The sequence below is a fragment of the Photobacterium piscicola genome (assembly GCF_900166965.1).
Taxonomy (GTDB): Bacteria; Pseudomonadota; Gammaproteobacteria; order Enterobacterales; family Vibrionaceae; genus Photobacterium; species Photobacterium piscicola.
Genome location: NZ_FUZI01000003.1, coordinates 364,275 through 390,467, shown reverse-complemented (window position 1 = coordinate 390,467; position 26,193 = coordinate 364,275). Strand labels below are relative to the sequence as shown.

Sequence of the window (26,193 nt, the reverse complement as noted above, 5' to 3'; positions counted from 1 at the left end):
AAACAATTTCAGTGACGCTGTAACTCTTGAGAGAGTCGAAATAAAAACGTCATTTACTTGTGTGATATAGGTCTATGATTACTCGTGGCGAGGATCAATAGTACGAGCAGCTTCATCAAAGCGACCGTATTGACCAGTAGCTTGTTCCATAGCTTCTGCTGCAGGAACGCCTTTACCAATAGATTCCATCATCTTACCTACGTTTACGAAACGGTAGCCGATGATTTCTTCGTTGTCATCTAATGCAACTTTAGTTACGTAACCTTCAGCCATCTCCATGTAACGAGGGCCTTTTGCACGAGTACCGTAATGTGTACCTACTTGGCTACGTAGACCTTTACCTAGATCTTCTAGACCAGCACCGATTGGTAGACCGTCTAAAGAGAATGCAGTTTGAGTACGACCGTAAACAAATTGAAGGAAGATTTCACGCATTGCAACGTTGATAGCATCACACACAAGGTCAGTGTTTAGTGCTTCAAGGATAGTTTTACCAGTAAGAATTTCTGAAGCCATTGCTGCAGAGTGTGTCATACCAGAACAACCGATAGTTTCGATTAGAGCTTCTTCGATGATGCCATCTTTAACGTTAAGCGTTAGTTTTGCAGCACCTTGTTGAGGCGCACAAGCACCAACACCATGGCTTAAACCAGAAATAGCAATAACGTCTTTAGGGCTAACCCAACGACCTTCTACAGGGATTGGTGCTGACTCGTGTTGTGGACCACGAGAGATAGGACACATGTTTTGAACTTCACTTGAGTATTGCATTGCTCTGCCTCATAGACACCGCATTATAAGCAATAAGATAATACAAATGGTATGTATTAACCTATTACAGTTAGCAGTGTAGAATTGATAATTCGTTATCGTGCAGATAATAAGAAGAGGACGTTATACGCAAACAACGCGACGTGTTTAAAAACAAATATCATCAGATATTAAGTAACAAAATAACACGGTCCTCGACTATTAAAAGCCGAATGTTGTCAGACGTCATTATCCTTAAAGAATCCAATAAGGCGGTTAAAGGAGGAACATCATCTCCCGCTATAAAGATTATTATAATAAGTTATCATTTATAGCAACAAAATAGATTTTATTGCCTATTTTGTGAATGGAATAAATATACGCTTTTTTTTATAAATAAGACTATTTAATTTTTGGAAAAAAGATTTCAAATATGAAATCATTAACTGATAATTATTATTATTAATGTTACTGAATAGCTTTCTGGGAATGGTGAATATTTAACTTATTGATAATTATTGTTTTTATTTATTGATTTTAAAATGAAAGAAAAATACGGAATAATATTATTGTTAAATGTATTATTATTTAGACGATGTTAAATGATAATTGTTTTTATTATGGTAAAGGAGAAAACCATTGCAAGACTTTATTAAGAATAATGAACTTTGCTTTCGAAATATAAATATTAATGTGCCGGTGAATTATGAACAAATAACAGACGGTACCTTGACTATTTTTGCTCGAGAGGTTGTACATAAATCAAACATTGATGCAGATCTTCCGTGGTTGGTTTATTTACAAGGCGGTCCAGGTTTTGCTGCACCACGACCTGAGGCGAACAGTGGTTGGTTAAAAGCCGCATTAAAACATTATCGTGTTTTCTTGCTTGATCAACGAGGCACAGGTGCAAGTAGTGCCATTACTCATCAAACGCTAGCTTCAAAGTCAGCTCAGCAACAAGCTGAATATTTAAGCCATTTTCGTGCAGATAATATTGTTCGTGATGCCGAGCAATTACGTCAACACCTTAATATTAAACAGTGGGCGTTACTTGGACAAAGTTTTGGGGGGTTCTGCGCATTACATTATTTGTCTTTTTATCCGCAAAGTTTATCCAAAGTGTTTATTACTGGCGGAATACCTTCAATTACGGCAACAGCGGATGAGGTATATCAGGCAATGTATAAAAGAGTTGCTGATAAGAACAAGGCATTTTTTAAGCGTTTTGCTGGCGCACAACAACAATGTAATGCCATTGCTGAGTATCTTTCAAATAATCAGACCTATTTGCCAAATGGACAATTGTTCACTGTTGAGCAATTTCAAACATGGGGTATAACATTAGGGGGTACAGGTGGTGATTTAGTCATGTATTACACTATAGAAGGTGCATTTGTTGATATAGAAGGGCAACAAGTGCTGAGTTATGACTTCCTTAATACAATGCTAAATCAACAGAGCTATCAAACAAATCCTCTTTATGCGATTTTACATGAAGCTATTTATTGTCAACAGTGTGCATCTAAATGGGCGGCAGAGCGGGTACGTCAGCACTATCCTCAATACCAATATCAAACAGGTGGTGATGTAAGCTTTACGGGAGAAATGGTTTATCCGTGGATGTTTGATCAAATGACATGCCTGCAACCATTACGTGAAGCGGCACATTTATTAGCAGCAAAAGAGGACTGGTCTCCATTATATTGTGCGCAACAATTAGCTAAAAATACCGTACCTGTTGCAGCAGCTGTGTATGTTGAAGATATGTATGTTGAATATCGTTATAGCTGTGAAACCTTAGCTTTATTGGCAAATGCAAAATCATGGCAAACGAATCAATATGAGCATAATGGCTTACGTGTTGATGGCGAGCATATTTTTGAGCAATTGATGGCCTTAGCCGATAGCATTTAATTATTAGCTTTGCGTGGACATTAAAGATGTATTTGTTTTATCATTTTAACGGTAATACAGTTCATCAGTGAAAATTGTTATAATATAACATTTATATTTAGGGTGCTAAGTGGTAATGTAACGCATTCAGAACTGATAGGATCAATAATCCTGATTGATTTTGTTGTTGTTAGTACCCTAATTTCGGTATTATTTAGTCATAATTAAATATTCCTCTACGACAGGGGTATGAAGAAATGCATAGGAAGAATATGGTAAATGTTAGGGCAAGAGTGCCTTTTAAAGTAGGTCTTAGCAGCAATATCCCCGCTGAATTGCTTTCGTTCAATGGCCTTGAGTCAGGAAAAGAACATGTTGCTATTATTTTTCAAGGTGCAGATAAAACGTTAGCCCCGTTGGTTCGTATGCATTCAGAATGTTTAACGGGTGATGTGTTCCATTCTTCACGTTGTGATTGTGGTGAACAACTTGATGAAACCATCGAAAAAATGGGTAAAGTTGGCGGTATCATTCTTTATTTACGCCAAGAAGGGCGTGGCATTGGTTTATATAATAAAATCGATGCCTATGAATTACAGACTCAAGGTATGAATACCTATGAGGCTAATAATCATCTTGGTTTTGGTGATGATTTGCGTGAGTTCTTTGAAGCTGCGCAGATGTTGCGAGCGCTAGGTATTAATGAAGTACGTTTAGTGACGAACAATCCCAAAAAGATTTGTGACCTAGAAGCAAATGGCATCAACATCGTTGAAGTCGTTGGTACAAAAGCGCATGTTAAAGACGGCAATGAAAATTATTTAAAAGTGAAAGCTTCACATGGTAAGCATCGCTTAAAATTTGACTAATATTTATAAAATAAAATAGCCTCATGATATTTTCTTGTTGTTGAAAGTATTATGAGGCTTTTTTTAACTAAAAATTGCATCTAAAAACCAATATTTGCTATGGATTAGTTTTTCTAATGCACTTCATAATAAACTATCGTGCGTTATCAACAAGATTCACTTGTTAGTTACTGATCAGAAGACTACTATTTGCGCTGATTTTACAGGCATAGATACTATTTAAACGAACCAGCTTCGTCTTCAATAGCAAAGATACTCTATTCTATATTTTTCTTCTTATTTAATATGTTGATTATCAATAATTAACTGACAATATTAATCTTTTTGAGGGTGATGGTTGTGATTAAGCAATCTTCGGCTAGCAACATGGGTAAGTTATTATTCTTACTTATTATTTTAGTTGCTGTGGGACAAATGACACAAACAATGTATGTGCCAGCTATTCCTGACATGGCAACATTTTTCTCGATCAAATCCGCTTATTTACAAGCGGTAATGGCTGTATACCTTATCCCTTACGGGTTGTCACAGTTTATTTATGGCCCATTATCTGATCGTATTGGACGCCGTCCGGTCATTATTTCTGGCATGGTGATCTTTCTTATTGGTAGCCTTGGCGCATTATTGTCATCGAATTTCCATTGGTTCCTTGTTGCTACGTTTATCCAAGGTTGTGGTACCGGTTGTAGTGGTGCAATGTGTCGTACTGTGCCTCGTGATAGTTATGATGGTGATGATTTACACCAAGCAAATAGTTTAATTAGTATGGGGGTTATTTTATCACCACTGATTGCTCCTGTGTTAGGCGGTTATCTTTCTAAGCATTTTGGTTGGGAATCGGTATACGCATTTCTATTAGTCTTTGGTGCTATTGTTACTGTTGCGATGATGAAATACTTTACCGAAACATTGCCACCAGAAAAGCGTCATGCTGAGCGTGTACTTGTAAGCTACCGTTATGTATTAAGTAATCGCCGTTTTCAAGGCTATGTGATTTGTCTTATTGCTACCTTTGCGGGTATTGCGGTATTTGAAGCATCGGCGGGTGTGTTATTGGGTAGTGTATTAAAGCTAGATCCGATCACCGTGAGCTGGTTGTTTATTTTACCTTTACCTGGATATTTAGGTGGGGCATGGTTGTCGGGTCGATTAGTACGACGCCTTGGTATTGATCGAGTGTTGGTTATCGGCATGATTGCACTTGTGCTGGGTGCGGTGACGATTATTATTCCTGGCTTTGCGGGCTTAATTACAATCAAGAGTTTGATTGGTGGTGCGTTCTTGTATTTTGTTGGTACAGGTATGCTATGTCCTGTTGCGACGACAGCTGCAGTACAACCTTTTCCTAATCATGCGGGAACCGCGGGCGCCGTGCTGGGTGGCTTACAAAATGTAGGGGCGGGTGCCGCCACACTAACTGCATCATTTTTAAATGCACAAAGCCAATTTAGCTTAGGTGCTGTTATGACGGTGATGGCGATTATCGTTATCATGAGTTTATGGTGGATCCGTTACAGCAAACAAGACACTACAATTCTTGCTCGTTAATCATATTTACTGGTTATAAAGTTGATTAGCTAATAGCAACGGTTAGATAAATGAAAGGCGCGGAATATGACTTTTTACTAGTTAATATCTAGTTGAAAGTGTATCTCGCGCCTTTTTATAGATAGCGTATTGACTTAGTCACGCTTCCATAAAATATGACAGCCTTTGTTTTCAGGATCGCGGCTGATCAATAAACGAGCAAAAACATCGTCAAGTTCGTCATTTTCTTCGTTAACTAGGCCGACACATACTTCTGCGTAAAGGTCTTTATCGATTTCACACGCTAAATGTTCTTCCCAATCATCACGGGTTTCAACAACCTCAGCAGCGCCGCGATCATCAAATTGCATGGTAAAAAGCAATACATCAGCTGGCTCTAAGTTATCCGCTGCCATTTCTAGAAAAATATCGTATGCAACGTCAATAACATCATCGTATGAAATAAGGTTTTCTGTTTCCATGATACTGATTGATCTCTATCTGTGTTTAGTAGTGTTATTATACCGAAACCCTTGGAATATGCGATATTTAGCGATAATCGTTAGCGAAACTGATGATTGTCATGCTTGAGGTCGATATAGTAGGGGAAAGAGTGGTGTTTATTTAGTAAGTTAATGACCGAGATTGATAATAAAACGTCATTAATATGTGTTAGTTGATGTAATGAGTATGTTTTGTGGCTAAGTTTTTACCTCGGTTGGATAGTCAAACCTCTTTTCAATTAGATTTTATGCCATTGCTTATGGCGGTTGTTACAGATTTACAAGCGCAAGTAACAGCCTTACACAGTATTTATCTGAATGGCAGTATTGCATATCGGCAGGCAACAAGTGGTGTTTCCGATTTGAATCTGACCGTAGTGATCACATCACCGTTAACAGTGGAAGAGCAACATCGTATCGCCTGTGTGTCGCAGACATTAAGTCGTAATTATCCTGTGATCTCAGCGGTTGATATTACATGGGTACTGCTTGATGATGTGTTATCTATTGCATCTATCTTTAAATGGGGTTTTTGGCTAAAACATTGCAGCGTGTGTTTATATGGTACTAATCTCAGTGAACAATTTGGTGATTTTGAACCTTGTTGGGAAATAGCAAAAGCGTTTAATCACGATATTGCCGCGGCTTTAGTTGCTATAGAACAACAGATTAGACGCACTAAAAGTATCACTGAATACCAATATTATTGTCGGTGCGCGGGTAAAAAAATGCTAAGAAGTTGTTTTATGCTGGTGGCTATTGATGTTGATGGTTGGGCATATACTGATCAACAATGTGCGAATTTTTTTCTGGCACGTTATCCAAATAAAGTAACAGAGATTGAACGGCTATTTGTGTTAATTAATGGCCCACAAGTGCCAAAGAAAGCGTCTATTTTTATGCTATCGCAATTTGGGGCATGGATTGTGAGTGAGTTTAATAATATCGAACGAAAAATTGGTTAACACTTATTTTGTCGTATCAAGGTTAGATTGAGGTTTCTTTGCAGTCACATTCAACCGGGTTTGTATTAACTCGTCAAAGTCGAGACATAAAAGGACAAACGGAAATTGTTCTGTGGGTGAAAACCGCCACGGGTCCTTGTCGATTATCTATTATTGGCGACAAACCTGTGCTTTTTATTTGTGCTCATCAGCAACAGCAAGCCATGGATATTATTCGAGCGATTAATATTCAAGTGCAATGGAAGCCATTAACCTTAAAAACATTTCAGCATCAGGATATCGTTGGTTGCTATAGCGATACTATTCGTGATAATTACGCCATTAGTAAAAGCTTACAAGCTGAGGGTATTCAGGCGTTTGAAGCGGATATTCGATTAGCTGATCGTTTTTTGATGGAACGTTTTATTCGCGGTGGGTTGGTTTTTACTGGTGAGGTAAGGCAGCGTAATGGATACCATGATGTATTGTTTACCAAAGCCAAAGCCGCTGATTATATTCCAAATCTGACCTTGGTTTCTCTAGATATTGAGTGTTCAGAAAAAGGTGTTTTATATTCGATTGGTTTTCATAGCCAGATGGACAGTCGCGTCATTATGGTGGGAGATAAGCCCGTTGATTATCAACCTAATTCTGAACTTAATATTGAATGGGTGGCTGACGAAAAAGCATTATTGTTGGCGCTAGAAGCATGGTTTATTGAGTACGATCCAGACATTATTATTGGCTGGAACGTGATTGATTTTGATTTTCGATTACTACTGCATCGCGCGGAATGGAATAAAATTAGCCTTCGTATCGGCCGAGGTAAACAAACCCCGCATTATCGACGTTCGACTCAAAATGCCAATCAAGGCTTTATCAGTATTCCTGGCCGAGTGGTCATGGATGGCATTGATACCTTAAAAACTGCATCTTATAATTTTCGCTCGTGGTCATTAGAAGCGGTGGCGCAAGAGTTATTAGGGGAAGGTAAAGCCATTCATAATGTGCATGATCGTATGGCGGAAATTAACCATATGTTTAAGCACGACAAATTATCACTGGCAACATATAACCTACAAGACTGTAAGTTAGTGACACGCATCTTTAAACTGACACATTTGTTAGAGTTTGCAATTGAGCGAAGTCGTCTTACGGGAGTTGAGCTTGATCGTATTGGCGGTTCAGTGGCCGCGTTTACCAATCTTTATATGCCGCAGTTACATCGTGCAGGCTATATTGCTCCTAATCTTGAAAGTGATAATTGGATCGCTAGTCCTGGCGGTTATGTTATGGACTCTAAGCCTGGATTATATGATTCCGTATTAGTGTTAGATTTTAAGTCACTGTATCCCTCTATTATTCGATCATTTAGGATCGATCCAATGGGGTTAGTGGAAGGATTACTATTAGAAGAAGGTAAGGCTGATCATCAAGCGATTGCTGGTTTTCGTGGTGGTCAATTTCATCGAACACGTCATTTTTTACCTGAGATGATTGAATCGTTATGGGCTGCTCGTGATCGTGCTAAAAAAGAGGGTGATAAAGCTTTCTCACAAGCAATTAAGATCATCATGAACTCGTTTTATGGTGTGTTAGGTTCATCGGGTTGTCGTTTTTTTGATCACCGCTTAGCGTCATCTATTACTATGCGTGGTCATGAAATAATGAAGTTAACCCGTGAGTTAATTGAAGCGAAAGGCTATGAAGTGATTTATGGCGATACCGATTCAACCTTTGTTTCGCTAAAAAAAGCCCATTCTCAGCAAGATGCAAATCATATTGGTAATGCTCTGGTTGAACATATCAACCAATGGTGGCAACAACATTTACAGCAGCAATACGGCTTAGTATCAGCATTAGAAATTGAATATGAAACGCACTATCATAAATTTTTAATGCCAACAATTCGCGGCCAAGAAATGGGCAGTAAAAAGCGTTATGCAGGACTTGTGTGGCGAGGTGATAATGAACAAATGGTATTTAAAGGTTTGGAAACTGTACGCACAGACTGGACACCATTAGCTCAACATTTTCAGCAAACATTATATTCAATGGTCTTTCATGATCTCGATGTTGATGATTATGTGCGTGATTATACCAATCGAACGTTGGCTGGGGAGTTTGACGATCAGTTAATTTATCGTAAGCGTTTACGTCGTAATTTAGATGATTATCAGAAAAACATTCCGCCTCAAGTGCGCGCGGCAAGGTTGGCAGATGAAATGAATACTAAGCTAGGGCGTCCGTTGCAATATCAACATAAAGGTGCGATAGAATATGTGTTTACAACATCAGGTGCTGAGCCTGTTGAATATCGCCAAAACGTGATTGATTATAATCATTATTTAGAAAAGCAATTAAAACCTGTAGCTGACGGCATTCTTATTTTCATAGGAAAATCGTTTGACAACATAACGGCACCACAGTTAGGTTTATTTTAATAAACAAATGAAAACGCGCTATATTGAGTGAGCGCGTTTCTATTTTTAACTATTTCTATTTTGAACTAAAGATATAAAGAAGTTAGTCAAAGTAGGTGACATGTTTTACATTATCACTGCTTGCTAAAATAGGGTCAAAATTAATAACACCACGATTTTGAGTACAAATTTTATAAACATTATCACATTCAAAAATCGCTAAAATTTCGTCATTAGCACGAAAAACTTCAGGTGGTAATTTTCCAATTTCACCAATACATTCAACGCCTTCATGAGTCCAGACTAATTTTTGAATACGTTTATCATTTGTTGGTTTTGGCGCTGATACATGTTCTGCAATTGATGAATAAACAGATTGTGCTTGATCAACATTTTTAGCCAATGGTACGAAAAAATCCATGGTTCCCTCCAGTTAATGTCTTTATTTTCTAATCAATAAATAGAAACATTTAAGTGATAAATAATTATCTGCCGTGATAATGCTAATAACCTTAGCAGAATTAGTGACTAAAAATCAACACACAAAAATAACAATTAATATTAACAATAAACACAATATTACTGCTTTAATAACATTATTTGGTGGTATATACGGTTACGATTTAAATGCGAAGTGATGAGAATGGTTTATGATCAAGAAAGGAGAATAGAGTCATTCAAGAGTGAAGCAACATGGAGCAACTTGATTTTTTTGATGTGCCAAGTCCTTGCGTTGGCTGTTGCCAAGTCAATAATCGAGGTTATTGTAAAGGATGTTATCGAAGTCGGGATGAGCGATTTTATTGGCAACAGATGACTGCAGATCAAAAGATTAACGTTATAAAATTATGCCGACAACGCTATTTACGTATTATGCGTCGTCAGCGAAATACTGATACTCAAGAGAGTAGTATTTCATCACCGCAACAACAATTTATATTTGATGATATTCAAAAATCGAAGCCATAAAAAAAGCACTCCGAAGAGTGCTTTTTTGAAGAGTTTTATGAACACGCAATTAGATGCGTTTAAAGTCCATGTGCTCAACCTTTGGCTTGTACACGTGACGTTGGATGTCTTGAGGCTTAACCTTAACTTCCTGGCCATCGATTACAAGAACAAAACCTTCGTAGAACTCAGGCTTATCCATTTGGTTGATGATATCACTGTGCTTAAGAGTGATAGCTACTGGTGCAGCTTCGCCACCGTAAACGATTGCAGGGAAGTGCTCAGTAAGACGTAGGCGGCGGCTCGCACCTTTACCAAGGTCTGTACGTACAATTGCATTAAATTTCATAATCAATACTCTTTGATTTAATAATTTACTAAGTAATGCGACCTTACTTAGTATCGTAAAACGAGCGCGCATACTAACAACCAATATTGTTATATGCAAGAACATTGGCTGCGATTTTATCAGTTTTTATTGTTTTCGTCTGCGACAAATGGATATGTAATCAGCTGGTTTATTTTCATTCATTCAAATAGTTAATTAGTTTAAGAATCTGCTTATTTTTAATCGATAATACCAATGATAATGATAGTAATTATCATTTAGATATGTATAATCATCGTCGAATTACATTGTTGGATTATTGTTAAAGCAGGGAATTATGAACAAACAACTGACACTTATCGCTAGCTCACTCGTTATGGCATTTTCTTCACCATCACTTTATGCGCAAGATAGCGTTTCTCAATTTGATGAAATTGTTGTTTCTGGTACTCGAACAGAAGAGTCGATAAAAAATATACCCGCCTCTGTTGCTAAAATTACTTCTGAACAAATGAATAAAAATTTAGCGACTGATGTAAAGCAAGCATTGAAATATGAACCCGGGGTTTCAGTCAATGGTCAGGGTCGATTTGGTATGGAAGATATTACTATTCGCGGTATGAAAGGCAGTCGCGTTAAAGTATTAGTTGATGGTGTTGAACAACCAACATCTTATAACCCCGGCGCAAATGCAATGCGTAAAAATAGCAACAATTATGAAATTGATACATTAAAGGCAATTGAAATCAATAAGGGGCCAACATCAACCTTGTATGGCAGTGATGCTTTGGGTGGCACAGTGATCATGCGTACTAAAAATCCTGAAGACTTATTAAACGGTGAATCATCGCATGTAGGTTTAAAGAGTGGTTACGCAAGTGCTGATGATCAATATAAGTTAGGTGTTGAAGTGGCTAAGCAAATTGGTGACTTAGAGACAATGTTCATCTATACCTACCGTAATGGCCATGAGACCGATGCTTATGATACTCATGACAACAGCAAAGGGATAAACCGTAAGTCAGCTGATCCATTGAATATAGAGTCGCATAATGTGTTAGCGAAAGCGTTTTATCAGATTAACAACGCTAACCGCATTGGATTTACGGGTGAGTATTATACGCGTAGTGCTAATGGCGATATTTTGTCTCGTGATGGTTATAGCGTTATGCCTGGGTTTACTTATACTAAAACTCGCGGTGTCGATGAGGATAATCGTAAACGATTTGGTTTTGAGCATGAATGGCTAGCAAATAATGCCGTGTTTGATTCATTAAAATGGCAAGTCAATTGGCAACAACAACATAGCCAACATGATAATTATGATCATACCGATATGTTTGGTAATCGTAACCGTTATCGTGAAGGGGAAGATACCAGTAAGCAATTTGATATTCAGTTTGCTAAAGCCATTGAGTTAACGCAATCACGCCACAAACTGACTTACGGTGCGACGATCGTCAATGATGAGTTTGATTTAAATTACATTGATTATAATGTAGACAATGGTACTTCTAAGCCTGGGCCGACGGAAGTGCCGAAGGCGAAATCTGAAAAACGTGGTGTGTTTATTCAAGATCAGATCTTCATGCTTAATGATAAAGCCGTGGTAACAGCTGGCGCACGTTATGATGAATTTGAAGCTAAGCCCGATTCAAATTCTGGTTTGGAAGATCATAAAAGTGAAGCGTTTACTGCCCGTTTAGGTGCGGTATATCATTGGAACGATAATTTCAGTACTTATGCTCAATACAGTCAAGGATTTAGAGCGCCAACACTGTATGAAATGTATTACGATAAAAATAATATTGCACATGGGTACATTATTAAATCAAACCCTAATCTTAAACCTGAAGAAAGTAATTCTTATGAGTTAGGATTACGTGCAGAAAATCGTATCGGTAATGTAACGGCATCTGTTTACTATAATGATTATTCTAATTTTATTCAGAAAGTGACAACAAACTCTAATAATATCGATATTACGACCAATGAAAATATAGATAAAGCCCGTATTTACGGTGCAGAACTATCGGCAAACGTGTGGTTAGATGAAATTATTAATGCCCCTATGGGTACCTATGCTAAAGCTACTATTGCCTACCAAGATGGTGAAGATAAAGAAACGGGTAAAACACTTGATACAATCACGCCGTTAACATCCGTTGTTGGTGTGGGTTATGATGCACCAAATGAAACGTGGGGTACTGCGGTAGATATTAAGATGGTTGCAGCAAAAGATAATTGGCAAGATAAAAATAATCTAAATGTTGCTGGCTACACCGTAGTTGATTTAACGACGTATTATCATCCAGTAAAAGATATGACTATTCGTGCGGGATTGTTTAATGCGTTAGATAAAGAGTATTGGGAATATCAAGATCTGGCAGGTGCAAGCAAAACGACTGATGGTATCGATCGTCGTAGTCAGCCTGGACGTAACTTTGGTATCAACCTTAACTACGATTTCTAAGCTTTTATGGGCTAAAAAACAATAAGAATAAAGCCGTGTTATGATCTTTTTAATGTAAAGTTCATTAACACGGCTTTTTTGATTTTAACAATTAAAGTGTTATAGATTTTTTAGAAATGCACTGTCTTCGAGAACAATTAATGGTTCAATATCACTGTCTTTTTTGATGACCAATGAATTATCAGAACGCAAACAAACACCACCGTAATTACCATCGACAGTAAAAGTACAGACTTGAATATATTTATTAGCGACTTTTGGTAAACACCATAATTGCTGATAAATGTTCTTCTGGTCGTTAAATTGACCATCGGTTTTATCTAACACAGATTCATTATGGCTGACTAAATCGATATTACTGCCACAACGTCCTGCAATTGGTTTAATCGCATAACCTGTTTGGCTGAGTTCATCAGTGATACTAAAATCGGTATCCAATAAGTAATGATGATGAGGGAATAATGACCACAATACGGGCAGAATCGCTTTATTGCTTGGGATCACCGTCCATAGTGGCTCAAATACTTTGATTTCAGGGCGCAATAACACGTCAATTAAACGTACTTTTGTATCTGGATAGCCAGTATGAATCGGCACTGCTGCATATTCGGTAGAGCTAACTTCACGCACTTGATCTATGGCTGTTTCCCACGCCCATGTTTTCCAGACACATTCAATTAAACGTTCATTATCATCAATTAATTGTCCGGCTGGATTCCAGTGAATACCGTCTAATCCTTTCAGTATTTTGCTATCAATGCCTGCTAAGGTCAGTGCTTTTTGCATGAATAAAGCATGATAATCTTCCTCGTCATCATCGTCTTGCATTATGTGGACGAAGGAATATTGTTGGCTATATTTCCATACACTGGCAAGCTCATTGAGCAAATCTTCTGCTGGGCTATTTTCAGTCAGGTCGCCACCTTGTTCGGCCCACTTTTGAATTATCAAACAAGCTTCAGTATGACAAGAAGCTGAGTCAGCATTGTATTCATAAACTTTTAAGCCATTTTCATCCATACAGAAATCTAAACGACCTGTTAGCATGCTATGGCGGTGTTTTTGCCATGATAAACGTAGCCGTGGCCATAGGATTTCTGGAATATCAAACAGTGCTAATAAATTATCATCTTGCAGCACTTTATCTGTTGCATGTAAGTACATCAGATGCAATTCATTGGTTGCTTTAGCCAGCTCTTGTTCCGCACTTTCTGAAATAGTGAAATAGCGGTAGATATCATCATTGAGTAACTTGTTAGCATTAACGCGCGAGTACGTTTGTTCTAGCTCGTCATTGCTATCTAACCAGTCGTTTGCAAACTGACCGCTATTTAATCGCCAAGCTGCTTGAATGTTAAGTAACTCAGGGGTAGGTGAGGGTTGGGGTAGGCTATAAGTTGCATCTGCATTGTAAGCCATCCAACCTAAAATTTCGGTATCATCAAAGGTATCTTCAATGGTGTAACCACCATCTTCAACATGTAACGTAAGTTCACGGGTCCATTGTTGACCTAGTGGTAAGGGAGCAAAAGTCACATTCTGTTCAGCAATCATTATTTTATTATCTTCAATATGAGTAATAATCGCAACGTGGCCTGTGTCTTGGAATTCCCCTCCTTTTTGCCAAATCAATAATGATCCAACAACTGGTTTTTGACGTGAACCATTTTCAAAAGCATATAAGGGTAAAATTTTATCGTTAACCACTTGGCGTAAGAACCGTAACGAGAAAATTTCATACGCCATTCCTACATCGGTAAACACCAATCCATAGTTGATATATAAAAAACGACGCGCAAACTCAACACACTGCCATTTATATCCCATGTATTCACCATGAACATAACTCCTCATTGCAGAGTCATCAGCATATTCATCTTCATCTATCGTACTGTAATCAGAAGAATAAATAGCGATACCCCCCGCTGCATAGCCGAGTAAAGTACCGAAAGGGGCATTGTTAGGATTATCTATATTCATGTTCTTGGCCTAGTTGATGGTTTAACCTTTTTCGACCGATGATGTGGCTCAGAATAGTGAGCGTTATTGAATGCATACGCATCAGGGGAGTGTTGAAAATAAAGGCTTTTCTATAAGCTAAAACTTTTATGAAGCGTTTTCAATACAGAACATAGGCTTGTAAATATATTTCAATGATATGGACGTTTTACGCAATATGATGGGTGTGTGGAATTGTTAAAAATAGAAGTGTGGTCGCAGTTTATTAGCTTGTTTTTTCTTATGATTCATTAAGGTGATGTGTTGCGTGAAAAATAGACGTGGCGATGCTTATTGTTATTTAACGTTATTGGTTTTGATATAGGTTGAGAGGAGCTAAAAAATGACAGATAAAAAACAAAGAGACATTGAAAAACATTACTCAAATGCTGAGTTTGCGGCCAAATTACGCCGTTTAGCCGATGCTGTAGAAAGTGGTAGCCGGTTTGAAATCCAAATTGCAGGTGAGCGTATTTATGTACCTGTTCGTGCGGAATATAGCGTAGAGCATGAACGTGAAGGTAACGAAGAAGAAATCGAATTTCAAATTAAGTGGTGTAACAAAGATTAAAAGATTAATGGACAGCCATAACCTTGCAAGTTACGTCGTCTTGCTGATGCGGTAGAAAATGGCACTCGCTTTGACATTCAAATTGTAGGTGAGCGTATTTATGTGTCCGATCGTGCGGAATACAGCATTGAGCATGAGGGCGAAGGGATGGAGAAGAATCGCATTCAAAATCAAATGGCGCAACGAGAAGCTATAAATACTCAACCTCAAGGGTTGTGTTTGGAGCGAGTAACCTTTTTAATATCTAGATATTTATCCATGAGCAATAATCAATTTCAAATCCCATTCTCCTATAATTTGATTCAAGTATGGGAGAAATAACATACGCTGTCACTCGTTTTATTGTTGTGTTATTGGTTCGTATATCTCTAATAATGCTTCTAATATTATCCACACTGGCTCTTTTTACTGCGCCTTGTAGATTTAATCTATTTTTTAAAATGTTATCTGGGTTTGACATCACTAGGTCTACTTCAAGTGTATTAACATCGCTCAAATCTTCATCTATTTCTGTCCTTGAAATTATTACATTTTCATCATTAACCTTAGTAAGGTAATAGTTAATATTACTTTCTATTTTATTTTCAGTGAAATCTTCATATGATGATTCTAAAAAGCGTTGATTGTTAATAAGATCACGCTTAGTATCAAATTTTAAATCATCATCGGGTATAACGATTTCGCCACTGTTGATTTTTTTTATTAACTCTCTATTTCTTGCAATATAAGATTTAATTTTTGTTTTCAACATTCGGCGTGATTCATTTTTTTCGTTTGGTTTATCTAATGAAACCTTCTCGCTAATAAATAGCGTGTCTAAAATAATTTTATCACCATTACTATCTAATGTTATCGGGTTGATAGAATGAATACTTTCTTCCGAAACCTTAGTGAGATCTAGAAACAATGAATTGTTTACTGCAAAGCATAGTGAGGGATTAAAAATTAATATTACTAAAAAGTATTTTAAAAATTTGGCCATAATTATTACTCATTTTTATTGATGTGTGTGTGCATGTTCTCTTTACATATTTATAGTCGAGGAATTAATAGTTATCTGTTAGGCGTTTTAATTACAATATAATGATGTCTTAAACCCTATTCTTCTAAAATTGGTGATTTTACATAAGCAGATAAATGTCTAATTGATGGATAATTAGAACGTATATCTCTGGCGATACTTCTGACATTTTCAATACTTGCACGTTTTATTGCTCCAGCACGATTTAGTCTGGTATCAACGATGTTATCAGGATTTGACATAACCAAATCAATATCAAGTGTGTCTAATGTATCTATAGAACGTGTAAGAACAACAGGTTTATTGTTATACTTTGTCGTGTAGTATCTCACTTCAGTGTTAATTTGATCATATTTAAAATCTTCATATGCTGCTTCCATGAGTACTTTATTTGTTTTTAAAGTCGATTTAATTTCATTTTTTAGTGCTATATCTTCTATAAATATTTTTTTCTTTTTTATATTGTTTAATAATGCTTTTGTTCTCTTAATATATGAGCCTAATATGTCTTTTAACTCTTTCCTTGCTGGAGATTCTGCTTCAACACGATTCAAAAAAAACACTTCATTACTGAAGGGTGTTGTTGAAATTACTTTTTCAGCATTGCTATCAATAATAACCGGATACATCAAAGCAATATCATTTTCTGATAAAGAGCTTAGTTTTAAGTTAAGTACTTCATCTATAGCAAAACTTTCTATAGAGAATAAAAGGATTATTAAATATAAAAATATTTTATAGTTGTATCTTAACATTTGATCACCAAGATATTAAACACAGCATGAAGTTGGAAAATTAACATCCCTGCTGAATATGTTTAAATCCCATACGTCTCAAATTTGATTCTAAAATAGGGGAGACGACATAGGCTTCAACTCTACCGACAGAGGAACTATTTTTTTAAATCACGTATTATATTTCTGATGTTTTCAACACTGGCTCTTTTAATTCCTCCCTCCATAGATAAATTATTTTCGAACCATTTTTATCTATTACCAACGGCATAATGGTTGAGATATCTTGATCTGATACTATTCTTATATCTAGTACTAGTGTTTTACCATTACCATTACCATTACCATTACCATTACCATTACCATTACCATTATAGACAAGTAAATTCAGTGAATCCTAACCTTCGGTAATTAGCCTCTAATGTTGATGATACTACATAAGTTTTCATTTTTTTTATTACCGGATTATTAGATATTACATCACGTCCAATACTCCTAATGTTTTCAACGCTTGCTCTTTTTATAGCGCCTTCATTATTTAAAATTGTATTTAAAATATTATCAGGGTTTGACATGACAAATTCTATATTTAATTCACTTCCAATTAATTCTGCCTGTGTAATAACAACGGCCTCATTATTAAACTTTGTCACATAGAAAACATTTGCCATATCAGTTTTTTTTAAATAAAGATCATTGAAAATATTTTTCAGGAAAGACTTATTCAATTTTAGTTTATGTATTATTTTACTTTTCGTTACTTGATTAGGAATTTCAATAATGTTATTCATTATTTTATTTATGATAACATTAGATTTCGATATATATTTATCAACAGTTGCTGTTAGTAACCTACGAGCTTCATTTTCTGCAGGTATTTTATTAAGTAAAACTTTTTCATTAGTGAAATTAATATCAGAAATAATTTTTTCTCCATTCTTTCCTATTAATACTGGGGGCATTGTTGTAAGACTCTCTGGTGATAATTCACTTATATCTAATTCTAGATCAACTGCTGCCTGTAATAAGGTAGGAATTAATAATATAAGATATAAAAATTTTTTTAATAGAAACCTAGCGCTCATATAAAATACCATAGCTGTATTAAAACATTATAATTAATGATAGTTATATTTAATAAATCAGTATCTTAATTCCTTAATGTGTGGTATCTTAAATTTCTTTTTTTTACTTTTTTCTACTTTTTTCTACTTTTTTCTACTTTTTTCTATAGTATCTTTAATCAAAGCATCAAGAAATGACAATAGCATTCGATGTTCTGTTTCTACGTATGGTGTGCTAGTAAATGTCAACCAATCAAAATTAGTTTTGGTATATTTATGAATTTCAGTTGATGTATAATTTACATTGTTATGATTTTTATGTATGGCAATTAAGCGTTCACGTAGCTCACTGAGACGTGTTGCTGCGAACATCTTATCATTGCTATTTTTAATTTCTGATATTGTGCGATTAATATTATCTACAACAACTTTAAAGTAATTATTCTGAATTGAACTTGCACGTTGAGCAAGATCTAACAGTCTGTATGAGGTATTAATATTATTACCACCAAATGGAAGTTTTAAAGAAAGTTGTTCTTTAAGTTCTTTATTAATTTTCTTTTTTAGGTTTCCATTTTTTATGTTTTCATCTATCTTTTTTAGTAAAGCATTTAACTTAGTTTGGTTAATTGGTACTAAATTAATGTCAGATTTTGAAACTAGTTTCTTTGTATATTTGTCAGCGGCTGTCTTATGAGCTTTAACCATCTTATTATAAACATCATGCGAAATATCACTTCCACCAGAGTTGAACCATTTATTTAATATTTCCATAAACTTATCCTTGTCAGTTATATCAACATTTTGGTCTATAAATAACTTGGTAATTGTAAAGACTTGTGGTGCTAGGTTAACGTCATTTGAAATTCTTTTGACTAATGGAATTTCGACAACAGAACCTATGATAGGGTTGAGTATATTTACCATGTCAGCAATTGCTTCAGTTGTTTTAGCATCGCTGTAATCTAAAGTGTTAAGTACTTGGTAGCCAAACTCTTGCCAAGCAACGTATTTTGTAATTGCTTCATTATATGGTGCTATCATTGAATTTTGAATACCATTTAGAAAACTGGTATCTGTTAGTATTGTCTTAAAATCATTCATAATCTGTGCGTGATCATCATAGATTTTATCCACAATAACATTAAGAACAGGATATAAGGTATTGTGAACCCATATAAAAGCATGATTAAAGGCATTCTTAAAGGCTTCAGATTTGTAGATGGCATAAACACCATCTTGAAACGCTGTCCAATTAACATTATTTAACTGTACGTAAAGCCCGTTACCGTAAGGTACAAATTTTTTAGTAGTATAATATATAAGGTCTATTTCATTCGCCACCCATTCTAGCTGTCCAGTAATTGAACTGATATCTGTATATTTTCTAATTTGATAGTTAGGATAGGTTACAAGTGGCTTTATATTTTTTTTTAAACGGTACTGAATACGCTTTGTAAAGTACTCGTTCATTAAACGGTTACTAAGTGTCTCAAAACTATTTTTATGAAGTTTTACTACAATTTCTCCAAAATCGTCATATTCATAATTATATATTTGGTCATAGTTACCAACGATAATTTTTTTTAATTTGTCTAACTGTTGGTCAGTTTTTCTTATTGAATTTTTGTATATCTTCATGAGGTTATGATCAGCTTCGATCATCTGATTGACCTTCGATGCTAATTTTATTTCTTGATTAATAGTAAGTGCTTCAGCAACGATTACCGCTGTAACAGGGTTTACGGCCTCAGCTATTGATTGAGAAAATAAAGTACCAATGACTTCTCCCGCGACTTCTGGTGCGATATAAGTACTTATCGTAACTATACCTTCTGTTGTTTTATCTGTGTTGCCTGTTTCAATACCTTTAATTAGGTCGAATCCTCCAATGGAAAGACTAATAGCGGCAGCAAATTTATTCGCAAATTCTGTCACTCCGGACGCAAAATTAGGTAATTTCTCATTCACGTTTTTTTCAAAATTATCTGGAATAGAAGCGATAAATTCAACTTTATATATATCAGCAATATCATCTTGGAAATCCATTAATTCCATTTCTAGTTCAGGAACTTTGCAAGTGCTGCTAACTGGAAAAAATTCTTGTGCACTAACTGTCGTATTAAAAGTGTTAGCTAAAAGTATTGCAGTCAATACCGTGTTGTATTTTTTCACCATGCTAATACCTCCTAATGTATTAACAGTGATACTAGATTGATATTTTTAAAAGTGTTAATTTTATTTATAATAAATAACTTGATATTTTATTTATAATTTTATGTTTCAAGAGTGGGGAATAAATAAATTATTATAGATTTATAAATTACTTTGTATTTATTAATAGTGTTATTTTTTCTTTTGAATTAATTAATAAATGCCTTATTAATTTTTGAGGAATATTAATGAGACATATAAGAACTACTAATGATATCTGCTTAATTTGATTGTTTTACTGGTTGTGAGGCGATGATGATGAGATCTTTTTTCTCAAGCTAAATTTACCGCTTGTTAGTCCTTTATATCGGGACATTGCAGTCTCAGAAGATTAATCAGAGATTAATGGACAGCCATAACCTTGCACATCAACCATGAGCTACTATAGTTAAGCTTCAAGTTGCTTATGGTGAAACGAATGACAATCTCAAGACGAAAATTGATAGAGCCTCAAATTACCCCTTTTTATCATGTAATTAATCGCTGTGTACGGCGTGCATATTTGTGTGGGGATGATCCGTATAATGGCAAAAACTATCAGCATCGTCGTGGTTGGATAGTAAATAAAATCAAACAATTAGCCGCTGTGTTTTGTATTGATGTGTGTGCTTATGCTGTGATGAGTAACCATTATCATTTAGTGCTTAAAATAGATACAGAGCAGCAGCAAAAGTTAACTCCAGAAGCGGTAATATCACGCTGGTTACAGCTATTTAATGGTCATCCAATCGCGGTCGATTTTTTAAAAGAGGGTCAAATAGGCGCAGATAAGCAACAAGCACTATCAAAGTTAGTGGCTGAATGGCAGCAACGATTGGGTAGTATTAGCTGGTTTATGCGCTGTCTTAATGAAGAAATTGCGCGAAAAGCCAATAAAGAAGATCAATGTAAAGGTGCATTTTGGGAAGGGCGGTTTAAGTCTCAAGCATTACTCGACGAACAAGCGTTATTATCATGCATGATGTACGTTGATTTAAATCCGATCAGGGCGGGAGTTACACCATCACTAGAGCAATCAGATTTCACCTCAATTCAGCAGCGTATTCGTGAATATAATCAAACGAAAACTCCCTTTAAACCATCCTCATCAAACAAAAGTCATTTCCAATTATTACCCTTTGTTGGCGGAGAACATCAAGCTAAAACCGTAGGGATAAACTTTGCTTTTGCTGATTACCTGGAACTAATTGACTGGACTGGTCGGTGTATTCGAAATGATAAAAAAGGCTTTATTGCACCTAATCAACCCAAGATTTTACAGCAAATGGGAATAACAGCAGATGCTTGGCTTGAGCACAGTGAACAATTTATGGAACATTATGCCAATGTAAGCGGTAAATGGTCCCAAATGTGTGCTTTCAAACAACATGTAGGTGGGCATTGGTGTAAAGGGAAGTCAGCGAGTTATCAGTTACATCCTAATTAAATATAGCTTCTTTGAATGAGATAAAAATACTGCAATAACCATCAGGATTGTAGGCGTTGTTGATCCTGAAATATGGGAATAGAATCGATTTAACCAAGAATATAAAAATAAGCGGTAATTTTCACAGTAAAAGAGTCTGTTGTTGGTGGAATAGTTTATTTTTTAGAGGCTCGATTTAGAAACTAAAATATTTGGCTGTCCAAATTGTTCTTCAAATTATTAAAGTAATGACTAACACAGTGAGATCATAGTTTACGAAATCGGACCGTTTTATTTAGTACATTAATCAGGTTTAATAAGACGTATTTTATTCATAGATTATTCTATTTACACAGTTTTTGGGATTGAACATGCTTTCAGTATTCAACGCAGCAGAATTGTTCTCACTTATTCTTACTCTTGCGACCTTAATAACAGGTATTGTGTTCGCGTTAGATAAGTTTGTATGGCAACCTAAACGAGCAGAGCTAACACAGGAGAGTGCATCAGGTTGGGTGACTCAAGCTCGCTCATTGTTTCCTGTATTGTTTGCTATTTTGATTATTCGATCATTTATTATCGAACCTTTTCAAATTCCAAGTGGTTCAATGCAACCAACCTTGCTTCCTGGTGATTTTATTGGCGTAGAAAAGTTCGCTTACGGACTACGCGATCCTATCTTCCATAAAACATTAATTCCAACGGGTAAGCCACAACGTGGTGACATTACCGTATTTATTGATCCGTCTAACCCAAAGATCGATTTAATTAAACGTGTAGTTGGTTTACCTGGTGACACCGTTATTTACCAAAACAAAACTCTGTATATTAAACCGGCTTGTGATGGTCGAAAAGTATGTCCTGTCGCGCAAGAAGTACCCAAACAATATGTTGGTTTAACTAATTTTACAGAGCAAGGGGTGCGATTAGATGAATACAACGAGCAACTAGGCAAAGTTAATCATCACATTTTGCGAGATCCTGCATTACCTGAACAACTTTACCGTTATTACCAACAACCAGGTTCACCAATGGGCGTATGGGTTGTACCAAAAGGTCATTACTTTGCGATGGGTGATAACCGAGATAACAGCTTAGACAGCCGTTACTGGGGCTTTATGCCAGAGCAGAACTTAGTTGGTAAAGCGACCTTTATTTGGATCAGCTTTACCTTCAATCATGATGCAGGTTCAATGTGGCCGCATTGGTTACCTAATGGCGTTCGCTTCAACCGTATTGGTCGTATTCATTAGAACGACGACAAACAGTAAGCTCAGATAATAAAACCGACGTGCAAATAACTCGTCGGTTTTTTTGGATTATATTTTATTTCAAATAAAAATATATGGCTGTCCAATGTTTTCATTAGATTTTGGTGTTTAAGGAGGTAAAATTCAGGTTGGTTTGTGCAGTAGCAAACGTGTTATTACAGCGTTAATTCTATTTTGGTAAGTGTAATGGTTTTTAAAATTATAAGTTATATAGTTATTTTTTTACTTGGTGTGCTAATTGAAGCTACTGATTATCAAGCTTTGGTTAAGGATGTTTCATGGACTGATATAGTAGCAGCAATATCAACGTTCGCTACAGCTTTAATTGTATACAAAACATACTCAATGTGGCTTGAATCAAGAAAAAGGGAAGATTCTTATCAAACTTCAAAAGATTATATATCGGCTTTGGTTGCAATAGGGGATCACGTTGTTGAACTAATGTACCCGTTTAATCTATCAGTCCCACAAGCTGGAGGCATACCTATTGATTCTGAGCAGTGCCAAAAGTTATTAACAATGAGTAGCATTGCATTGCATAAACTTGTCACAGAAAGAAGAAAATTGTTTCTAGTTCATGCTGAACTCGCTTTTTGGGGAGTTTCCTTAACCTCACAATCTGAAAAAACGCATCAAAAAATATTACAAGAGCTGCAAAGTATTATTGTAATTACCGAGTCATTGCAAAGCCAGATTAATTATTACTATACTATGGATACAAAAGATATATTAGGAATGGTGGATGAGTTTTCTTTATTAAATGAAAAAGTTGAAAACTTAACGAAACTCCTGAATAGTCGCTATAATAATAAATATTCTGATTTTTTTGTATATAAAAAATAAAGTTAACAGATAAGGATATGTGTCGCACAGCCGACACCTATTCAAGTGTTGGACAAGACAAATATTACGAATATCATGAAGGGTGATGCTGAAAAGAAGCGAATGTTATCCTTAGCGTGAATCAATCAATTTAATTTATTGATTTATAATTAGATCCTCTTTAATTATTACGCGTTAATGCCATTATCCTTATTTTTTTATGTTTTTATGTTTTTATGTTTTTATCTGGGTCGAAAAATCCCCGACAATTGCATGACATGCTGACAGCATGGACAAAAGGGTTATGCAGTTAAACGGACAATTTTTGTTGTGAGAGTAACGTTAACATAAAGGCATATTGGATCAGTTGAAGTTTTTTCTTCTCATGCCCTCGTAATATCACTAACTAACTTCTAGCCAACTATAAACTTCAAAAACAGTAAATTAGCTGTAAGACGAGTAAAAGTCAGTACAGCTAATCAGTTATTACTTCAGCCTTTCTGATACTGATCCAAATCGAATAATTTATCACGAATAGCCCAAAACCGACCGCTTTTACGGGCAATAATGATTTCTGGTGGGCGTAATCGATGTTCGTTATTTGCCACTTTTGTCGGGGCGGTATCAGTAAAGGGGCGATGCCTATCCACTAAGTGCGGATTAATGAACTTGGCGAGAAAGTCACTTTTTTGGGTCTTGGTTGATAACTGCCAAATCTCGTTAATTTCGTTGTCTTCATCGCCAATATAAACCACTTTAAGTTGTGGTTTACCAAACTTATTCTTACCCGGTTCTAAGCGCATATCGGTGCATTTCATTATCATTGCATCTTTGAGCTTTAATGCTTCACGTAGCTTTTTATCAGGGTCAACCATCACCGCATCACATTGATGACAGCGGCGAGCGGCAATGTCGTTATCTGCGCCACATTCTTCGCAATATTTTGCGCGGAAACGGTAGCCACATTCTTCACGCTCACCCGTATCGTCATCTTCAAAATAGCCTTGGCAACGACGACCATAATGCTCAACGAGGAAGCCAGCAGGATCAAGCTTGCCCCAAAAGCTATTATTGAAACCACATGCAGGGCAGGGAACCATTACCACTTCACTGTCGCCATTCGGTTTAGGATCACCTACTTCAGGTTGATAGAGATCGTAACAGTTACCCGCATATTCAAGAATAAGGCAGTCTTTTTTACCTTCAAATAACCGTAAACCACGGCCGACGATTTGTTGATAAAGGCTAATTGATTCTGTTGGGCGTAATACGGCAATAAGATCAACATGGGGCGCATCAAAACCGGTGGTTAATACGGATACGTTAACAAGGTATTTGATTTTTTGTGCTTTAAAATCATTAATGATTCGATCGCGTTCATCAAGAGGAGTGTCGCCAATAACAAGCGCGGCATTTTCATGTGCGAGATAACCCATGATCTCTTGAGCATGATTAACGGTAGAGGCAAAGATCATAATACCGCGGCGATCTTTGGCGTAATCGATGACTTGTTCGATGATCATTGGTGTAGCGCGGCCTGATTGTTCGATCACACTATCAAGATCTGATTCTTTATAATGACCTGTATTGGATGGTGTCAGTGATGAAAAGTCATAACCTAATACCGCCATATCCATTACTTTAGGTTCAGTTAAAAAGCCTTCATCAAGCAAGTAACGAATAGGTAATTCAAAAATACAATCGCGAAAGAAACGCTCGGTTTCCGTTTTTACTTGACCACGGGTATGGTATTTATAGATCCAGCCTGTACCTAATCGATAAGGGGTGGCAGTTAATCCAAGCACTTTGATATTGGGATTAACGGTTTGTACATGTTTGATAACTTTGCGGTAAGCGCTATTTTCATCATCAGGCACGCGATGACACTCATCAATAACCAGCAATGAAAATTGTTCATGAAATTTATTAAGACTGTTTGCCATTGATTGAACTGAAGCAAATACCACTTGTTGATCGGTTTCTTTTCGTCCTAATCCCGCAGAGAAAATAGCCGCTTTAAGACCATAGCTTTCATATTTAGCGTGGTTTTGTTCCACCAGCTCTTTTACATGAGTGAGCACCAGAACGCGGCCTCTAGCAATACGTGCTAATTCTGCGACGACGAGGCTTTTTCCTGCGCCAGTAGGCAGAGCAAGAACGGCGGGTGTGCTATGTTTGCGAAAGTAATGAATAGTAGCGTTAACGCTATCTTGTTGGTAAGGACGTAAAGTATACATACAGCAAATCTATGACAAATGAACTGTTACTAGTGTACATTTAACCAGTATTTTGGCAAGTGCTAACGGTTGCTAAACAGAGAGCAATAATTTACTGAATGAACGTCCAATTGGTTAGAGTGCGTAAAATAAAACTTGTCAAGGAAATAAGGTTTATTTTGAAGTAATAGCCGTGGTCGTTATTGAATTTATATA

Annotated in this window: 21 protein-coding genes and 1 riboswitch; of the genes, 11 read left to right on the top strand and 10 right to left on the bottom strand. The window is 36.2% G+C overall.

Annotated elements, in window-relative coordinates; translation table 11 throughout:
• Positions 1–78: 78 nt before the first annotated feature.
• A complete protein-coding gene (locus CZ809_RS10740; RefSeq protein ID WP_080157628.1) occupies positions 79–771 on the bottom strand; it encodes an iron-sulfur cluster assembly scaffold protein in 693 nt (230 codons plus the stop codon).
• Positions 772–983: 212 nt separating this feature from the next.
• Positions 984–1,057: riboswitch (Fluoride riboswitch) on the bottom strand.
• 332 nt (positions 1,058–1,389) lie between these two features.
• Here CZ809_RS10740 and CZ809_RS10735 point away from each other — a divergent pair.
• The 3 genes from CZ809_RS10735 (at position 1,390) to emrD (ending at position 5,063) form a co-directional block, all read left to right on the top strand.
• Entirely contained in the window at positions 1,390–2,667 is a 1,278-nt protein-coding gene (locus CZ809_RS10735; protein WP_080157627.1) for an alpha/beta fold hydrolase, read from the top strand.
• A 251-nt stretch (positions 2,668–2,918) separates the two neighbouring features.
• On the top strand, positions 2,919–3,515 hold the full coding sequence (locus tag CZ809_RS10730) for a GTP cyclohydrolase II (RefSeq protein ID WP_080157626.1): 597 nt from the start codon (positions 2,919–2,921) through the stop codon (positions 3,513–3,515).
• Between the two features lie 333 nt (positions 3,516–3,848).
• Positions 3,849–5,063, top strand: coding sequence for a multidrug efflux MFS transporter EmrD (gene emrD / locus CZ809_RS10725; protein WP_080157625.1), 1,215 nt, complete (start codon positions 3,849–3,851; stop codon positions 5,061–5,063).
• A gap of 134 nt (positions 5,064–5,197) precedes the next feature.
• Here the strand turns inward: emrD and CZ809_RS10720 are convergent, their stop codons facing one another.
• Positions 5,198–5,524, bottom strand: a complete 327-nt coding sequence (locus CZ809_RS10720) for an HI1450 family dsDNA-mimic protein (protein ID WP_036794328.1) — start codon at positions 5,522–5,524, stop codon at positions 5,198–5,200.
• A 215-nt stretch (positions 5,525–5,739) separates the two neighbouring features.
• Between CZ809_RS10720 and CZ809_RS10715 the strand changes: the two genes are divergently transcribed.
• Complete coding sequence (locus CZ809_RS10715; RefSeq protein ID WP_235865901.1) at positions 5,740–6,510, top strand: nucleotidyltransferase domain-containing protein; 771 nt, start codon at positions 5,740–5,742, stop codon at positions 6,508–6,510.
• A 38-nt stretch (positions 6,511–6,548) separates the two neighbouring features.
• On the top strand, positions 6,549–8,933 hold the full coding sequence (locus tag CZ809_RS10710; protein WP_080157624.1) for a DNA polymerase II: 2,385 nt from the start codon (positions 6,549–6,551) through the stop codon (positions 8,931–8,933).
• Between the two features lie 82 nt (positions 8,934–9,015).
• Here CZ809_RS10710 and CZ809_RS10705 read toward each other — a convergent pair whose 3' ends face one another.
• Positions 9,016–9,333, bottom strand: coding sequence for a hypothetical protein (locus tag CZ809_RS10705; RefSeq protein ID WP_080157623.1), 318 nt, complete (start codon positions 9,331–9,333; stop codon positions 9,016–9,018).
• Positions 9,334–9,605: 272 nt separating this feature from the next.
• On the opposite strand from CZ809_RS10705, the gene CZ809_RS10700 reads away from it, so the two are divergent.
• Positions 9,606–9,881, top strand: a complete 276-nt coding sequence (locus CZ809_RS10700; RefSeq protein ID WP_080157622.1) for a DUF1289 domain-containing protein — start codon at positions 9,606–9,608, stop codon at positions 9,879–9,881.
• A 49-nt stretch (positions 9,882–9,930) separates the two neighbouring features.
• Here CZ809_RS10700 and rplY read toward each other — a convergent pair whose 3' ends face one another.
• Positions 9,931–10,209, bottom strand: a complete 279-nt coding sequence (gene rplY / locus CZ809_RS10695) for a 50S ribosomal protein L25 (RefSeq protein WP_036794333.1) — start codon at positions 10,207–10,209, stop codon at positions 9,931–9,933.
• A 316-nt stretch (positions 10,210–10,525) separates the two neighbouring features.
• Here rplY and CZ809_RS10690 point away from each other — a divergent pair, with 316 nt between their 5' ends.
• Positions 10,526–12,661, top strand: a complete 2,136-nt coding sequence (locus tag CZ809_RS10690; protein ID WP_080157621.1) for a TonB-dependent hemoglobin/transferrin/lactoferrin family receptor — start codon at positions 10,526–10,528, stop codon at positions 12,659–12,661.
• 99 nt (positions 12,662–12,760) lie between these two features.
• Here CZ809_RS10690 and gss read toward each other — a convergent pair whose 3' ends face one another.
• Positions 12,761–14,641, bottom strand: a complete 1,881-nt coding sequence (gss, locus tag CZ809_RS10685; RefSeq protein ID WP_080157620.1) for a bifunctional glutathionylspermidine amidase/synthase — start codon at positions 14,639–14,641, stop codon at positions 12,761–12,763.
• A gap of 361 nt (positions 14,642–15,002) precedes the next feature.
• Between gss and CZ809_RS10680 the strand changes: the two genes are divergently transcribed.
• Positions 15,003–15,230, top strand: a complete 228-nt coding sequence (locus CZ809_RS10680; protein WP_080157619.1) for an amphi-Trp domain-containing protein — start codon at positions 15,003–15,005, stop codon at positions 15,228–15,230.
• Between the two features lie 244 nt (positions 15,231–15,474).
• Here the strand turns inward: CZ809_RS10680 and CZ809_RS10670 are convergent, their stop codons facing one another.
• From CZ809_RS10670 to CZ809_RS10655, 4 genes are all read right to left on the bottom strand, one after another.
• On the bottom strand, positions 15,475–16,212 hold the full coding sequence (locus CZ809_RS10670; protein ID WP_080157618.1) for a hypothetical protein: 738 nt from the start codon (positions 16,210–16,212) through the stop codon (positions 15,475–15,477).
• A gap of 116 nt (positions 16,213–16,328) precedes the next feature.
• Entirely contained in the window at positions 16,329–17,006 is a 678-nt protein-coding gene (locus CZ809_RS10665; RefSeq protein WP_080157617.1) for a hypothetical protein, read from the bottom strand.
• Between the two features lie 350 nt (positions 17,007–17,356).
• A complete protein-coding gene (locus CZ809_RS10660) occupies positions 17,357–18,070 on the bottom strand; it encodes a hypothetical protein (RefSeq protein WP_080157616.1) in 714 nt (237 codons plus the stop codon).
• Between the two features lie 123 nt (positions 18,071–18,193).
• Positions 18,194–20,227 carry a hypothetical protein gene (locus tag CZ809_RS10655; RefSeq protein ID WP_080157615.1) on the bottom strand — a complete coding sequence of 678 codons (2,034 nt, stop codon included), beginning with the start codon at positions 20,225–20,227 and terminating at the stop codon, positions 18,194–18,196.
• 454 nt (positions 20,228–20,681) lie between these two features.
• Between CZ809_RS10655 and CZ809_RS10650 the strand changes: the two genes are divergently transcribed.
• The 3 genes from CZ809_RS10650 to CZ809_RS10640 all read left to right on the top strand — a co-directional run bounded on the left by CZ809_RS10650 (position 20,682) and on the right by CZ809_RS10640 (position 23,782).
• Positions 20,682–21,689 carry a transposase gene (locus tag CZ809_RS10650; RefSeq protein ID WP_080157614.1) on the top strand — a complete coding sequence of 336 codons (1,008 nt, stop codon included), beginning with the start codon at positions 20,682–20,684 and terminating at the stop codon, positions 21,687–21,689.
• A 350-nt stretch (positions 21,690–22,039) separates the two neighbouring features.
• Positions 22,040–22,921 (top strand): signal peptidase I, encoded by an 882-nt coding sequence (gene lepB / locus CZ809_RS10645; protein ID WP_080157613.1) that lies wholly within the window; start codon positions 22,040–22,042, stop codon positions 22,919–22,921.
• Positions 22,922–23,125: 204 nt separating this feature from the next.
• Positions 23,126–23,782 carry a hypothetical protein gene (locus tag CZ809_RS10640; protein ID WP_080157612.1) on the top strand — a complete coding sequence of 219 codons (657 nt, stop codon included), beginning with the start codon at positions 23,126–23,128 and terminating at the stop codon, positions 23,780–23,782.
• Between the two features lie 470 nt (positions 23,783–24,252).
• On the opposite strand, the gene radD is transcribed toward CZ809_RS10640, so the two are convergent.
• A complete protein-coding gene (gene radD / locus CZ809_RS10635; RefSeq protein WP_080157611.1) occupies positions 24,253–25,998 on the bottom strand; it encodes a DNA repair helicase RadD in 1,746 nt (581 codons plus the stop codon).
• Positions 25,999–26,193: the final 195 nt, after the last annotated feature.

Bases quoted from the DNA above. Each gene is read 5' to 3' on its own strand.
- CZ809_RS10665 (WP_080157617.1), bottom strand. From the start codon at position 17,006: ATGTTAAGATACAACTATAAAATATTTTTATATTTAATAATCCTTTTA.
- CZ809_RS10720 (WP_036794328.1), bottom strand. From the start codon at position 5,524: ATGGAAACAGAAAACCTTATTTCATACGATGATGTTATTGACGTTGCA.
- CZ809_RS10660 (WP_080157616.1), bottom strand. From the start codon at position 18,070: ATGAGCGCTAGGTTTCTATTAAAAAAATTTTTATATCTTATATTATTA.
- radD (WP_080157611.1), bottom strand. From the start codon at position 25,998: ATGTATACTTTACGTCCTTACCAACAAGATAGCGTTAACGCTACTATT.
- CZ809_RS10680 (WP_080157619.1), top strand. From the start codon at position 15,003: ATGACAGATAAAAAACAAAGAGACATTGAAAAACATTACTCAAATGCT.
- emrD (WP_080157625.1), top strand. From the start codon at position 3,849: ATGGTTGTGATTAAGCAATCTTCGGCTAGCAACATGGGTAAGTTATTA.
- CZ809_RS10650 (WP_080157614.1), top strand. From the start codon at position 20,682: ATGACAATCTCAAGACGAAAATTGATAGAGCCTCAAATTACCCCTTTT.
- CZ809_RS10640 (WP_080157612.1), top strand. From the start codon at position 23,126: ATGGTTTTTAAAATTATAAGTTATATAGTTATTTTTTTACTTGGTGTG.
- CZ809_RS10700 (WP_080157622.1), top strand. From the start codon at position 9,606: ATGGAGCAACTTGATTTTTTTGATGTGCCAAGTCCTTGCGTTGGCTGT.
- gss (WP_080157620.1), bottom strand. From the start codon at position 14,641: ATGAATATAGATAATCCTAACAATGCCCCTTTCGGTACTTTACTCGGC.
- rplY (WP_036794333.1), bottom strand. From the start codon at position 10,209: ATGAAATTTAATGCAATTGTACGTACAGACCTTGGTAAAGGTGCGAGC.
- lepB (WP_080157613.1), top strand. From the start codon at position 22,040: ATGCTTTCAGTATTCAACGCAGCAGAATTGTTCTCACTTATTCTTACT.
- CZ809_RS10655 (WP_080157615.1), bottom strand. From the start codon at position 20,227: ATGGTGAAAAAATACAACACGGTATTGACTGCAATACTTTTAGCTAAC.
- CZ809_RS10670 (WP_080157618.1), bottom strand. From the start codon at position 16,212: ATGGCCAAATTTTTAAAATACTTTTTAGTAATATTAATTTTTAATCCC.
- CZ809_RS10705 (WP_080157623.1), bottom strand. From the start codon at position 9,333: ATGGATTTTTTCGTACCATTGGCTAAAAATGTTGATCAAGCACAATCT.
- CZ809_RS10690 (WP_080157621.1), top strand. From the start codon at position 10,526: ATGAACAAACAACTGACACTTATCGCTAGCTCACTCGTTATGGCATTT.
- CZ809_RS10730 (WP_080157626.1), top strand. From the start codon at position 2,919: ATGGTAAATGTTAGGGCAAGAGTGCCTTTTAAAGTAGGTCTTAGCAGC.
- CZ809_RS10740 (WP_080157628.1), bottom strand. From the start codon at position 771: ATGCAATACTCAAGTGAAGTTCAAAACATGTGTCCTATCTCTCGTGGT.